A 15029-nucleotide genomic window follows, 5' to 3' on the forward strand; every position below is an offset into this window, starting at 1 on the left:
CCTTCCCTCACTTCGATCTCGCTGGACCCCGATGGAACCAAGGCTAGCTTCGCGAGGTGCACCCACGCTCCCGCATGAATCTCGCCCGGGCAACGGGCATCGGCTCACTCGCGTTCCTCCTCGTTTCTTCTCCGGCAGCTGCCGAGCCGGTCGTCGCCGGACTGCACCGGAACGATCAGTTGTCGGAACGCGACAAGGGCCATCTTCTCATTAGCGAACTCCGGTGCGCGGCCTGCCATGAGGGACTTGGACAAGCACCGTCCGCTCCCGACCTCCGCGGTATCGGCGAACGGGTGGACGCAGCCTTTCTCGAGAAGTTCATCCTCGCTCCCGCAACACATGATCCGGGAACGAACATGCCCGATGTCCTCGGTGATGCAGCAGGTGAAGAACGCCAGCAACTGGCCGAATCGCTGAGCGCCTATCTGCTGTCAGTGCCGCGTCAGGCGCCAAGCGAAGAAAAACTCGCCGCCGGAGATCCGGAACGCGGGAAGGAGCTCTACCATCAGGCGGGTTGCATCGCATGCCACTCGCCGCTCGACGGTGAAGGCGAAGCGCTGCCGGGTGATGTCGGTCTGGCGCACGTCCCGACGAAGTACTTCCGCCACGGCCTCGTCGAATTCCTTCAGGACCCGGTGAAGTTCCGCCCGGCCGGACGGATGCCGAACATGGGCCTCAGCCGCAGCGAGGCATCGGACCTCGCCGCCTTCCTTCTCGGCCCCGATGCCAAGGATTCGCCGGTGGAGAAACCCGAGTCCCCGCATACCTTGGTCGAAGCAGGCGAGAAAGCGTTCGCCGAGCTGAAGTGCGCGTCCTGCCACGACACCGATTCCTCCTACAAGCCCCTGCTCTCTCCGGCCGGCAACGATCTCGATCTCTCTAAGGGCTGCCTGTCAGCCAGCCCGGGCAGCGCACCCAACTACGGACTGAGCGAGGCCCAGCGCGAATCGATCCGGGTCGCACTCGGAAAGGAAGATAAGCCGCCTGCTCCGGCCGACGCGGTGAAGATGCGGCTCACCCAGCTCAACTGCATTTCCTGCCACCAACGCGACGACTTCGGTGGTGTTCCGCAGTCACGCGACGGCTACTTCCATTCCACCGAAGAAGCGCTCGGCAACGAGTCCCGCATTCCACCGCCCCTGACCCTTGCCGGCGCCAAGCTGAAGCCCGCATGGATGAACAAGGTGCTCTATGAAGGCGAACAGGTCCGCCCCTACATGACGACCCGAATGCCGCAGTACGGCACCGAGGCGCTCGACGGCCTGACCGAGCTGTTCGGCAAGGCGGACGAGATGGAGCCCTTCGAGTTCGCCGAACTCGACCGCGAGTCTGCCCCGATGATGCGCAATGGCGGACACCTTCTGGTCGGCAACCAGGGCCTCAACTGCATCGCGTGCCACAACTTCAACGGCAAGGAATCGCCCGGCATGAAGGGGCTCGACCTGATGACCTCCTACCAGCGGCTCCAACCGGCCTGGTTCGACGCCTTCATGCGGAACCCCGGCAAACTCCGTCCGGGAATCATCATGCCAAGCTTCTGGCCGGACGGCAAAGCGGTTCAGACGGAAATCCTTGAAGGTGACACCGACGAGCAGATCCGCGCGCTGTGGCACTTCTTCTCGCTCGGTCGCTCGGCTCGCGATCCTGCCGGTCTGAAAGCGGAGGACTCGCGATTGGTCGTCACCGACAAAGCCCGCACCTACCGCGGACGTAGTAGTGTCGCCGGCTACCGCGGCATCGCCGTCGGGTTCCCGGGTGGCCTCAACTACGCCCTCAACGCCCAGACCGGAGCCCTCTCCGCTCTCTGGACCGGCGAGTTCGTCAAGGTCGGCTGGCAGGGCCAGGGACCGGGAAACTTCAACCCGATCGGACGCGCGATCCAGCTTGCCCAGGACGTTCCCCTGCTCCCCGAGCCGAAAGATCCCTGGCCACTCCATCCCGTCCGGAGCAAGGAGGTGCCGGTCAACCCGGACCCGCTGTATCCGCGGCAACACGGTTACGCCTTCAAGGGCTACTCGATCGGCAAGGGCGGCGTTCCGACCTTCCGCTACCAGATCGGGGACGTGCGGGTGGAGGACTCATCCGTTCCCCTTGTTGGCGGATTCCTTCCGGCGCTTCGCCGCACCCTGACCTTCGAGTCGCCCGAGGCTACCGAACTCTACTTCCGCATCCTGACCGGCGGCATCGAGAAGGACGATAGTGGCGCATTCCGCACCAAGGAGGTGGCCGTGGCCAGCGACAGCGAGACTCCGGAGTCCATCCTCCGCCCGGCCGCCGACGAATCGGCGGACAAGGAACTGATCTTCAAGTTGGCCATCCCGGCCGGGAAGTCGTCCCACTCCTTCACCTACTCCATCCTCCGCTGAACGACCCGACATGAGCATCCGCAAACTTGTCCACTTCGGCCTGCTTTCCCTGCCGCCGATCCTGTCCGCCGAGGAAGTCGGCGAACGCTGGGGCACTGCCGACCGCGAACGCGAGTTCTACCAGCTCGTCGATCTGCCGATCCCCAAGGACCTCGTGATCGAGGCCGGAGCCTTCGCCGATCTGCCCGACGGCCGGCTCGCCATCGGCACCCGGCATGGCGACGTGCTCTTTGTCTCCGGATTCGATTCGCCGAATCCGGAGCCGGATTACCATCTCTACGCTTCGGGCCTCGACGAGATCTTCGGCCTCGCGTGGAAAGACGGCTCGTTGTTCGTCACCCATAGCGCTGAGCTGACCAAGCTCACCGACACCGATGGCGACGGTACCGCGGATCGCTACGACACGATCTCCGACGCTTGGGGCTACGGCACTTATCACGAGTATGCGTTCGGCTCGAAGTTCGATCCCGAGGGCAACCTCTACGTCGCCCTCGGTCTCTCGAGCTCCTACCGCTCCGAGGAGTTGTTCCGCGGTTGGGCAATGAAGGTCACGCCGGAAGGCAAGACCATCCCGATCGCCAGCGGCCTGCGCAGCCCCGGCGGCATCGGCTTCAACGAGCACGGCGCGTTGTTCTACATCGAGAGCCAGGGACCATGGAACTGCGCCTGCAGCCTGAAATTCGTCAAGGAAGGCGGGTTCATGGGCCACCCGAAGAGCTACAACTGGTATCCGTTCGCCCCCAACATGGGCGAGACGCCGACCGAACCGAATTCGGGGTCGACGATCCTCGCGGAAATGGAGCGCGTGCCCGAGCTGGTTCCCTACGCGGTGATCTTCCCCTACATCCGGATGGGCCGTTCACTCGGCGGCTTCGAGGTGAATGCCACCAGCGGCAAGTTCGGCCCGTTCGAAAACCAGATCTTCCTCGGCGACTACACCCAGTCGCTGGTCGTCCGCGCGACGACCGAACAGGTGAACGGTGTCTGGCAAGGCGCGTGCTATCCATTCCGCGAAGGCCTCTCGACCGGCATCCTCAACGTGCACTTCACTCCTGACGGAAACCTGCTGACCGGCGGCACCAACCGCGGCTGGCCGGTCCGCGGACTCAAGCCGTATGCACTCGAGCGGCTCGACTGGACGGGCAAGATGCCGTTCGAGATTGAACGAATCACGATCGCCCCGAAAGGCTTCAACATCCGCTTCACCAAGCCGGTCGATCCGGAAACCGGCGCCGACAAAGACTCCTACAAGATCACCACCTTCACCCACCCCTACCACGGTGCCTACGGCGGACCGGAGATCGAGCAGACCACTCCGAACGTGACCGGTGTGACGCTCTCCGAAGACGGACTGACCGCGACCGTCACTCTCGACAAGATCGAGCGCGGGCACGTCCACGAGTTTTATCTCGACCCTCTCCGTGACCGTGACGACGGCGAACTGGTCCACACCTTCGCCTTCTACACCGTCAACGAAGTCCCTGAATGAACCGGCCCACCGTCACCGTTCCCTGCCGCATGAATCCTTTCCGATCCGCTCTCGGCGGCTGCCTCCTCGTCGCGGCAATCGTTCTTCCCGCCAGCGCCCAGAAACTTCAGATCATCAACGCGAGCCAGGAGCCCGCGGAGGTCTTCTGGCTTTCGGAGGATGAAAAGGTGCCCCAAGGCACGGTCGCGCCCGGCGACAATACGATCATCAATACCACCATCGGCCACCGGTTTCTGGTCGTTGGACAAGAATCCGGAACCGAATCCACGGTGACCAGCAAGGTCCTCGTGCAGGGCTTCTACTTCGACCCGAAGGGCAATGACGGTATCCCCGCCTTCTACACCCAGCGGGAATACGCCCAGGGGTTTCCCATCGTCGCATCGAAGACGGTGAACCCCTACGCACTCAAGGAGGCAGCCTACCTCGCCGACCTGATGATGGCGAAGCGCCCGGACGTCCGCGAAGCGATGATCAAGAGCGGCGCGCGATTGTGCATCATCGCGTGGAACGAGTTCACCACCGACCTCCCGGAGTTCTCCCACTTCGCACCGAAGGACTACTGGGATGCGCGTGCCCGTGGCACCGGTGGCAGCGCGACCGACCCCTACTGCTCGTGTGGCGAGGAGAACCTGCTCGGCTATCCCGGCGACCCGTACTCCACCGAGAATATCCTCATCCACGAGTTTGCTCACAACATCCACCTGCGGGGACTGGCAAACGTCGACCCTGCCTTCGATGACCGGGTGAAGGCCGCCTACGAGGACGCGATGGCGAAGGGACTGTGGAAGGGCAAATACGCGTCGGTGAACCACTACGAGTATTTCGCCGAGGGCGTGCAGTCATGGTTCGACGACAACCGCGAGAACGACCACGACCACAACCACGTCAACACCCGCAAGGAACTTCTCGAATACGATCCGGGGCTTGCCGAGCTCTGCCGGGAGGTTTTCCGCGACACCGAGTTCAAGTATACCAAGCCCGCGACCCGGCTGACCGGGCATCTCGAGGGCTACGATCCGTCAAAGGCTCCGACCTTCGTCTGGCCGGAACGCCTGAAGAAAGCGAAGGAGGAAATCAGTGAACAGGTCGCCAAGCGCAACAAGGAGGCCAAAGCCGAGGACCGGAAGATTCGCGGGTGGCAGGTCCACATCGATCCAGTTCTGCTCAACGACAAGAACCTCAAGGCCACGGAGCACGCGCTCGAACTGATGGAAGCCCAGCTCGATGAGATCCTCGAGGTGGTTCCGAAACCGGCGGTCGCCGAACTCCGGAAGGTCCCGCTCTACTTCAATCCTCCCTACGAAAAGGGTAAGCACGGGGCCGAGTATCACCCTGGTGCCCAATGGCTGAAGGACAACGGCCGGGATCCGAAAATGGCCAAGGGTGTCGAGTTTACCAACACCGAGGTATTCGAGGAAGACACCCGCCGGATGCCGAACTTCACCCTGCACGAACTCGCCCACGCCTATCACGACCGGTTCCTACCCGAGGGCTTCGAAAACCCGGACCTGAAGAAGGCCTACGAGCGGGCGAAGGACAGCGGCACTTACGACAAGGTCGAGCGCCGAGATTCCGAAGGTCGGACCCGGATGGACAAGGCCTATGCCATGACCGACCCGATGGAGTACTTCGCCGAGTCGACCGAGGCCTACTTCTCCACCAACGACTTCTTCCCCTACACCCGCGAAGAACTCCTCAAGCACGACCCCGAGATGCACGATCTCGTGAAACGCCTCTGGGGCCACTAGGAGTGGCGCCTTCCAGGCGCCATATCCGGGCGCGGCGGTCTCCCGACCGCGCAAGACCCTCCCAATTCTTGAGGCGTCGCGGCGAAGCAGTAGCCGTAGCCGGTTTACCTGTCCTTCACCAAATCGGTGAACTGCCCGATATAGTTTGCGATCGTCTCGGACTCCAAGGACGAAGCACCCCCGGCCTCCTTCCCGGTAGCAGGATCGAAGAACCGGATCCTCGTATTCGTTTCTCCATAGATCTGGGGTCGAAATGTGTTCGGTTCATACCGGACCTCGATCTCATACTTGCCGAAATTGCCGAAATGCTGCCAAGGGTCGAAGCCCCTCATCAGAATCGCAGCACTGTCTGCACCAAAAGTATCCGCAAAGTTCTGATACATTGCTTCAAGGGCGGCATCTCCCTCACTCGGAAAGGAGGCAACTCGATATACAAAAACGCGGTTCTCCGCGTCTGAAGAAGTGGCATCAAATCTGGCCCGACTCGCCATCGCCGCCGACATCTTCTTCCACGCATCGGCGAGGGCGCTTTCAACAGCGTCGATATCATCCGTCTCGAGTCCAGCCATCTCGATCGCGCGCGCCGTGACCTTCCCCGAGCCGTCGAGGAGCACGAAACCTCGAGACTCCCGGTCGCCCAAATTCCCCTCGCGATTGACCTCCCAAGGACGGCTCTCGTCTCGATTCGCTGGGGCAGTTCTTGCCGCACTCTTTGGACTCAGAGGAGCATCCCGGTTCTCGGCCCGCTCGACTTCACTCATCCGACCTTCATCAGGTGTACCCCCACCGATCTTCGAAGACACATCACTACCGTTTATGCTGCGAAGCACTACCAAGAGTATTACGAGAATCAGCAGCAGCGCGCCGACCCCATAGAGCACCGTCGGTTTCAGCATGAGGGCACTACTCTTCACCTGACGAGCAACCGCGTGTCAACCACGGTCGGATACTGCGCGCGAAAATCCATACCCCCCCATCATCTCCACCATCTTGGTGTAGAACGCATAGACACCGGCGACCAACAGCCCGGCACAGCTGATCCACAGTCCGACGTCCCAGACCCGGCTCGGAGTCAGGCGCTCATCACAACGGCGGTACCGAAAGTACAGCGCCGCCGCGCCGAGCATCGGCAGCATCAGCGCGCCCATGAAGCCGCCGGCGAGAACCAGTTCCTTCGGCGCCTTGAAAAACGCGTAGCTCGCGAGGAACAACAGCGGCAAGCCGATGCAGAAGCCGCGGACCCACGCGCGGTAGCTGGCTTCCCCGCCCTTCGAGACACCGAAGACCCGCAGCGCATCCGCACACACACGCGCGTGACTGGCAGTCGCGACAAAGAAGGTCGAGTAAAGCACGGCAAACGCCCCGAATAGGAACACCGCCTGCGCCGCCGAACCGAACACCGGCACATACATCTGCCCGAGCGTCCGGACCATCTGATCACCCGACGGGTCCAAACCGGTCCGCCCGAGAATCGCGGCCCCGAGGAGATAAAAGGCCACGGTCGCGAAGGTGTAGACGACCATCGAGCACCACGCGTCCCACCGCAGCACCCGCACCCAGCCCTTGGCCCGCTCGGCCCACTCCGGGGAGTCGTCGCGAGGGCCGGTCCACTTCGCGTAGCCTTTCTCAAGACACCAGTAGGGATACTGAATCAGCTCGGTCGCCCCGACCCCGATGATCCCGAACGCAGCAAGCGCGACCGTCAGGCCCTTGCCCTCGGGAATCCGGAAGCTCATGCCGTCGACCAAGTCCGCCCACGACACCCGCCACTCGGGCAATGCCTGCAGGTAGAAGAGGTTGATGATTGTCACCAAAGTGAAACTCGCGACCAGCGCGGTCGAAACGTTCTGGATGAGCCGGTAGCGCCCGATCACCAGCAGCACGATCGAGACGATGGTGACCAGCGACGCCCAGAGCATGGAGTCGTGCGACACCACCTGCTCCTTCCCTTCGAAACCCGACAGCACCTTCTGCGCATCGGCTTTCTCCACCGCGAGCTTTTCCATCACCGGCGCCATCGCTTCATCCTCCCCGAAGCGGTCCGCAATGCTGTCCGCGACCTTGATCTGGATCACCGCGTCCTCACGGGCATTCACCACCTCGCCGGACTCGGTCAGAGGTTGCTGGATCGCAAGGGCCTGCCCGACCCCGCCAATAATCCCGCCGAGCTGGATCAACGCGACCACGATGAACACCAACCAGAACCAGCAAAGCCAGTTCACCCGAAGCCGCGGCCCCGGCACCTCGTTCAGACCGTCGAGTGTCGTCCTCCCGCTGGTGATCGCATAACGCCCGAACTCAATCTGGACGAAGACCTTGATCAGGCAGCCGATGATGATCAGCCACAGCAGCAGGAAGCCCGCTTCGGCCCCGACCGCCGTGGTTGCGATCAGTTCACCGGAGCCGACAATCGAGCCGGCGATGATGAGACCGGGCCCGAGCTGTTTGAGAATGCCCCAAAGGGTCTTGGGCGGATCTGCAAGATCCGAGGATTCATGGGTTTTCATGGGTTTTGTCGCGTCCGACGCCAATCCGCGTCAGGGATCGAGATCAAGCGGGTCGAAGGTCGGAATCGGAGCCTTGTCCGGCTGGTGGACCTTGAGCAAGACCTTGCCGGCACGCGCCTGGAGCGCCTTCCACTCGGCATACTTGTCTTCCTTGCGCATGTGCGCCTGCGGTCCTCCGCGAAGGTGGGTGACTTCGATATACTCGATCACATCCTGCAACGCCTCCGCCGCGATCTTGCTGTCCTTGTCGGAAAGTTTGCCCAAGCCCTCGGCGCAGGTGATCAGGCTGTCGGCCGCACCGCTCACTCCCTTCTCCAGGCAGTACATCAGCGCGCGCATCGCACGCGCCTCGTGGACCTTTCCGAGATAGGCGATCACCTTCCCGTCCAAGACGATCTTCAGCATCGCTTCCGCGAAGTCCATCCGCTCGTCGCCCGTCAGGTCGCCGTAACCCTTCGGACCCAGAACCAACCGTCGCACCGATTGCGACCCGACGACCTCCGCGGTTCGCTTGTCCATGGCAGCCAGCTCCAACATGACCCGGTCGACATCGCGGCTCGGGGAGTAGGAAAGCGCGAACACCACGTCATTCAGCACGGTGAGGTCGTCGCCCTTCGCCACCATCTCCAGATGGGCGATCGACGCCGGATCTGCCAGTTGACCGAGGACGTAGTAGATCGACCTGCCCAGGTCCGGTGATGCACCGTCCAGCATCCCGATCAAGGCATCCCGCACGCGGTCGACATGTGCAGCATCAGCGCGCATCGAGAGCAGCGCTTCTTCGCAGCCCAGCAGATCCTCGATGGTTTCCGCCGCCTTCATGTGGGAAAGCACGTCCGGCAACTTCTCTTCTCCACCCAAAGTGAAGAGCGTGGTGACGGCAGCCCCGCGGACGACCGGCTCGGCATGGCCCATGGCCTCCTCCGCAAGCTCCAGCCCGGAATCGGCCTCACTCTCGGCGAACACCTCAAGAATCCCCGCAGCCGCCGCCGGGTCCTGTGTGGCCGGGAAGAGTGCCGCGAGTTGGCTCTCGCCGCCGATCGTCACCAGCTCGGACGCGAGCTTCCTCGAGTGTTCACGCAGGCGCCAGTAGTCATGGCCGAGGTAAGGAACCAGATCCTCCAGCGCATCGGTTCCGAGCAACTCGACCATCACGTCCATTGCCGCGATCTTGCGGAAGGTATTCTTGCGCTGCGGATCTGCGAGTTCGGCCCTACAAAGCTTCATCTTGGCTCCGGTTCCGTCGGCCTCCTCGATCTCCGCCCGGAACAACTGCTGCACGTCCGCCGAAATGCTCGGCAGGCCGGATGGCTTCTTCTGCGCTTCGATCAACAACAGCATGTCGTCGAGGTCGGTCACGACCGTTTCCTTCCCGATCTTCTGGCTGATCTTGGAGAGCGGGTTATCGATGAGCACCGTCTTGAGTGGCTCCTCGAAGTCCTTGAACGCAGCAGGCTGGGCCTTCACCACTTCGGGATCCATCAACGGCCGCTTGAACCCGACGAAGGGGCGCACATCCCGCCGGACCGCCGCCAGCTTGCGCAGCCGGTGGGCGGTTGCCTCGGCCGCTTCGCGGTAGCCGAACTTCGACAGCATCGCCTGCGCCGGAGCGGCTCGGTTGGCGAACATCTGGTCGGCGATCTGTTCCTCCTCGGCGGCGTAGGTCAGCGGCCCGGCAATCCGGATCACGGTATCCTTCTCCCACACACTGGTGCGCGACCCGACGAAGGTTTTGCCCGCGGGATCAAGGAGCAGCAGATTCTCTAGCGCCTGACGCATCTTGTCGTCATCGACCTCCGACTCGAACGGCTTGTTGGCCAACGGGTTGTCCTTCCCGAAAAGCGCGCCTTGAGTGACATTCCGGACGCTGTTCGGAGCGATCGACTTCGGTTCGTCGAGTGTCGCGTCGAGCATCGCGAGCTGGGTTTCCTCGCTGTCGGTCGCGCCTGAAACCACCTTCACCGCGGTGATCCGGACAAAGTCGGCGGGATCCTTCAGGAGCGGTGTCACTTTCGATAGCGACTCGAGCACGGCATCGTTGCCACAGGCCCCGAGCGCCTTCAGCCCGCCGTCGCGGAAGCGCGGCTCCTCGCTGTCCAGCAACGCGACCAGCTTCGGAAGAATGTCCTTTTCTCCCGCCTGATAACGCTTGCCTACCTCCTTGGCGAAATTCTGGCGGGCTTTCGGATAGAAGATGTCGAGCAGGTCGATGACCTCGTCCGTGCTTCGCTCCCCGACCGGCTTGCCTGCGAGCTCCTTCAGCCACGGATCATTGAACTGGCCCGCCGCGCTGGTGAGGAGTTGCTTCATCTCCCGCTCGGTCGGATACAGGTTCTCGTTCGGATCCTTCCCGGTGATCAGCGTCTGCTTGAGATAGACCGCCTGGTGCAAGACCTCGGTCGCGGTCGGATCGCGCAGCGCGCCGTAGGTTCCCGTCGGTGAATGATAGACGAAACTGCCGTCGAACATCCGGCAAAGGGTCCGCCGCCAGCGGAGATTGCGCTCGTTGTAGGCCCGCACCTCGGGACCGCAAAGCCCGGCTGCCCACGATGACCAGTTGCCGTGGTAGTCGTGGCCGTGACCCCCGCGGCGCGTGAACGCGCAGTGGCTCGACATCATCGCGAAATACTTCGCGCCGTACTCATCACCGAGGAGCTTCAGCGAGAACGCCACGCCGGTGTTCTTGCCGTTGCTGTCGTCCGAACCGTAGGCCGCATGGTCGCCGTAGGGGATGCAGCCTTGGTCAATGTAGGATCCGAAGAACTTCCGCGCCCGATCGACCGCCTGATCGATTTCCGGATCTTCGATCCCAAGCTTCTGCGCCAGCGTGATCAGGAAGAAGCAGCGATTGCCCGCGGCATTGAGGGCGCCGTATCCCGGATTCATACGGTGGAGCTCACCACCGTTGAAGGAAGGATAGGAAAAGGTATGCCCCCACGATCCGTGGCCGCTCTGACCCATCGCGGTCTCGACGGCCAACTTGCGCAACGCGGGCACCACGTAGTCATCACCCGTCGCTTCGTAGTAGAGCGCACAGTTCAGCCCGACGTAGCCCTTGTGCCAGCTCTGGTAGCCCTTATAGCCGCGGTAGCCGGGCTTGAACATCGCCCCGATCGGTTCGGTCGGCGGCTTCCATGGCGAATGCGGTCCCCTCACCCAATCGTGGATGAGCTTGCGGTGCTCCGGCTTCCCGGAGGATACCAGCGCAATGGCTTCGACGATCCCTCCGCGGCCGCTGCGCTTGTCCTGGGGATTCGCGATGAACTTCTTTTCCAGCACCTTCCACGCATCGTCGAGAATGGCGGCCGTCTTCGGGCAGTCGTAGGGTGCGGTATCACTGTAGTCGGGAAACACCCGAAGCTTCAGTTCGACTTCGAGCGTCTCGGGATCGATCGGATACTTGTCGAAGCCCATCTGACGGACTTCCTGCTCCCGTTCCTCCTCGGGTTTCCAGTCGTAGAGCGAGTTATCGTCGCGGGCCTCAGCAAAGATCTCGTCGATATCGACGCTTGAGACATCCTGCTTTCCCGTACGGGCAACGTAGTTCTTGTCGCGCCAGACCTCGAAGGTGATGAGCCCGCCGTTCTTCTCCCGCTCCGCCTCGACGATCGCATCGCCGATCAGGATCGCGAGATTGCCGCCGGCCTCGAACTTCCTGCCGTTCATTCCGACCAGCACGTCACCCGTCACGAACTTCCCATCCGCAGGCGAACCCTTGAGTGCCCCCTGCACCTGGAGTTGATCGCCGGCATAGCGCCCGGCAAACGTCGCCACGATTCCCGTCGGGCCCAGCGTCCAGGTCGGCGGTGGATTCTTGCCACCCGCAGGGATCGGATCGCCCTTCGTCAGGTCCGGAAGATTCGCCGGACGGGGCGCCACCTCCTCTTGCAAGTCACCCGCATTCGCGAGGGCCTCCATCTGTTCCGGGGTGAGCGTGCGTTCATCGGCCGACACCGGGATGACGAAGCATCCGGAGAGTAGCAGGAGCGCCGGGAATTTTACGATCTTCATGGCAGGATGGGCGTTTGGGGAAACAGGGTGCGGTGGCGTCACTCGATGCGCTGGTCATCGGCGAGGAGCCGCTCGCGGAGCTTTTCGTAAGGAACTTTCTGAACGGTCGTGTCGAGGTCGATCGCGATGCAGGCCGCCGTGGCGGCGCTCTGGCCGAGAACCATGAAAACCGGCTCCATGCGGATCGAACCGAAAGCGATGTGGGTCGATGACAACGCCCACGGCACCAGCAGGTTCCCGCATTCCTCTTCCTTCGGGACGATCGACCGGTAGGAGATGCCGTAGGGCTTGCCGCCGAGGTGGGTTTGAATGTCTCCCTCATTCTTGACCATGCCCTTGTGAACGAAGCGCTGGGTATTGTGGGAATCGAGAGTGTAAGCCCCCATCCCGACCGGATCGTCAACCGGCTTCTTCCGCTTGCAGTGGTCCTCGGTCATGACGAAGTCCGACTCCATCCGGCGCGCCTCGCGAACGTAGATGTTGTGAGGCCAATGCCCGTTGTCCGGGAATTCATCCTTGGCCAAACCCCATCTGGCGTAGGCCTTGCGAATGCCCTCGGGAACCCGGGGATGATTCTGCACCGTCCACACCAAACCCAATTGCCAGTCGCGATGCTTCTCGCCGAGCTTCTCCCGCTCGGCGTGGCTCAGGGTCGCCCAATTCCAGTCCTTGCCGTAGTTCATCCCGATGTAGTCGCAGGAAATGCCGCCCGTGTTGTTCGAGTCGGTCTTGCGGTTGGGCATCATGCTGGTCTTGAAGAATCCGCCCTTCTGCCCCGCCTCGATCGCACGGAACAGGATCTCGTAGTCGGCTTCGTCGTATCCCGCGGGTTTGGTCACAGCCACACGGTTCGATTCCAGATCGGTCAGCACCATGCGATAGCAGTAGGCCTGCAAGCGGTGGTCACCCTCGCCCGGCTCACCCCCGGCATCGGCATTCACGCCATCGAGCAACCCGCTCGAAGGATCGCCCGCCACCTTGTAAGGATCGATCCCGTTCGGCAGCTGGTTCTTCCTCGCGACGCCGGTGTTGCCGTTGCCGGTCTCCCCATACTCCGAGTTGTTCTCGCGCCCGATCATGAAGGAAACCCCGGCCGCCGCCATCAGGTCGCCCTCGTAGGAAGCGTCGATGAACATCTTCCCGGCCGCCTCATCACCCCCCTCGAGGTGCATGGTCGAAATCCTTGAGCCGGACGCGGTCACGCCCCGGTCGAAATCGAGCCTTCCCTTGATGAGTTTCACCCCCGCCTCCTCGACCATCCCGTCGAAGATCGCTTCCGCCACCTTCGGTTCGAAGGTCGATGCGAGTTCCTTCTCGGGATCCAATGCCTTGCCGGCACCCTGCCGCTGGTTTGAGTAATCCTCACGCGCCTCGTGCACCCACGCCTCGTCCTTGAGGTAGTGCTGATAGGCCCGGTGGTAGAACTCCCGCGACAAGCCGCCGAGAATCGCGTCGTTGCCGATATCCGTCCACCCGAGCCCGGAACTCGTCATGCCCCCAAGATGTCCATACTGGGAAACGAGGATCACGCTCTTGCCCATCCGCGCCGCTTGGACCGCGGCCGTGACTCCGCCGGAAGCATCACCATACACCACCACGTCCGCCGTGTGCCGTTCGGCACTCGCGATGGATACGAGTGGGATGCATGCGAGAGCGGCAAACGCCATCCTCAGGATGGCTTTCGGCAAAGTTTGGTCATTCCCAGTCATCAGATCGTTCTTTCAGGCCGCCTTCGCTCCGGGCTCGACGATGAACAGCGAGAAACCCACAAGAGCCGCGGCATCCACAAAGGCCGCTTCCAGCTCCGGGGAAATCGGGCGCTTGGCATCCCAGACAACGTGAACCGTCTGTCGCACCTTGGCCCGCGTCTCACGGCGCTTTTTCATCAGCTCAACGAATCTCCCGAGCATTCGCTCGGCGCTCTCAACCGAGCCGGTGACAAACGAGCTGCGCCCGTGCCAGAGGGATTCGAAGACAAAGTCATCCCCAAGTTTTTCCTGCCCGCTCTCCAGACGAATGAGCTCCATCGGGGCGAGCGGAGGTCGGGGAAACTGCGACGGCAGACTCTTCGCCAGCTCCCCGTCATCGGTCACGCACAGGAAGCTGTCCCCTCTCCGGCTCAACCACTGCAACTCCTGCGCGAGACTTCTTTCCGCTGTGCCCGGACGTTCGACACGCGCCGGCATCGGAGCCGCCGCGTTGACCCACGAGCTCGGGAGCGGCAGCGGAAGATAGGCCTCCCGGTAAACGTTCACGCGTCGCAGGTAGTCCACGATGATCACGAGAACCGCTATCCAAAGCAGCGCGCGAATCACCTTCAGGTTCAGACCGTCCAGACGGTTCGCCGTTTCCAGATCCTTCGCACTCATGACGATCGGATCTTCCTCGATGGCCTCGTCCAGAGTCTCGCTATCGACGCCCTCGGTCTCCTCGACCGCGCCGATCATGTCTTCAAGTCCTCCTTCCTCCCCACTCCCACCGGATCGGGTCTTCTTTTCCTTCTTCCAGGCAGGGTCCTCGCCCGAACGGAGCTTCTCCATGTACTTCAGATCGGCCTCATCCATCCCGGCTTGGTCGAGGAAGTCGTCACCGTCGTCCTCGGCGAAGCGGATCTGCGCGACCTCGTCGCCCCGGCTTTCAAGCACCGCCTCGACCTTCGCCTGCTGCTCGGCCTCCCTCGCCGCGAGTTCCTCCGTGCGGTCCAGCTGGATCCGGTTGACGTGCCCCGATGAATTCAGTTCGGCGAACATCAGCGCCACCAAACCCACCACGAGTGCGACGTGGCACAGCCAGCGCCTCGGCTTCATCCGCGAGTGGACCATCCACAGCAACGGCATCGACAACCAGAGCAGGACGCCCAGGTAGCCGAAGATGTTGAAGTAATTCCAGTTCACGGGATTCGTTTCAG

8 protein-coding genes are annotated in these 15029 nt (G+C 62.4%); 3 read left to right on the forward strand and 5 right to left on the reverse strand.

Features of this window, described 5'->3' with window-relative positions:
* The first annotated feature begins 56 nt into the window (after window positions 1–56).
* The 3 genes from HAHE_RS00915 to HAHE_RS00925 are packed head-to-tail and all read left to right on the forward strand — an operon-like array spanning window position 57 to window position 5603.
* Complete coding sequence (locus HAHE_RS00915; RefSeq protein ID WP_338687721.1) at window positions 57–2366, forward strand: c-type cytochrome; 2310 nt, start codon at window positions 57–59, stop codon at window positions 2364–2366.
* 10 nt (window positions 2367–2376) lie between these two features.
* Complete coding sequence (locus tag HAHE_RS00920) at window positions 2377–3855, forward strand: DUF7133 domain-containing protein (protein WP_338687723.1); 1479 nt, start codon at window positions 2377–2379, stop codon at window positions 3853–3855.
* Window positions 3856–3884: 29 nt separating this feature from the next.
* A complete protein-coding gene (locus HAHE_RS00925) occupies window positions 3885–5603 on the forward strand; it encodes a hypothetical protein (protein WP_338687725.1) in 1719 nt (572 codons plus the stop codon).
* Between the two features lie 104 nt (window positions 5604–5707).
* Here the strand turns inward: HAHE_RS00925 and HAHE_RS00930 are convergent, their stop codons facing one another.
* Genes HAHE_RS00930 through HAHE_RS00950 form a run of 5 tightly spaced genes read right to left on the reverse strand, consistent with a single transcriptional unit; the run spans window position 5708 to window position 15015 of the window.
* Window positions 5708–6499, reverse strand: coding sequence for a hypothetical protein (locus HAHE_RS00930; protein ID WP_338687728.1), 792 nt, complete (start codon window positions 6497–6499; stop codon window positions 5708–5710).
* 36 nt (window positions 6500–6535) lie between these two features.
* Window positions 6536–8110: an Nramp family divalent metal transporter gene (locus HAHE_RS00935; protein ID WP_338687731.1), complete on the reverse strand. Its 1575-nt coding sequence runs from the start codon at window positions 8108–8110 to the stop codon at window positions 6536–6538.
* Window positions 8111–8140: 30 nt separating this feature from the next.
* Window positions 8141–12121 (reverse strand): DUF6288 domain-containing protein, encoded by a 3981-nt coding sequence (locus HAHE_RS00940; protein ID WP_338687732.1) that lies wholly within the window; start codon window positions 12119–12121, stop codon window positions 8141–8143.
* A gap of 38 nt (window positions 12122–12159) precedes the next feature.
* Entirely contained in the window at window positions 12160–13788 is a 1629-nt protein-coding gene (locus tag HAHE_RS00945; protein WP_338687733.1) for an FAD-dependent oxidoreductase, read from the reverse strand.
* A gap of 54 nt (window positions 13789–13842) precedes the next feature.
* Window positions 13843–15015 (reverse strand): hypothetical protein, encoded by a 1173-nt coding sequence (locus tag HAHE_RS00950; protein WP_338687734.1) that lies wholly within the window; start codon window positions 15013–15015, stop codon window positions 13843–13845.
* Window positions 15016–15029: the final 14 nt, after the last annotated feature.

Source organism: Haloferula helveola (assembly GCF_037076345.1).
Lineage (GTDB): Bacteria > Verrucomicrobiota > Verrucomicrobiia > Verrucomicrobiales > Akkermansiaceae > Haloferula > Haloferula helveola.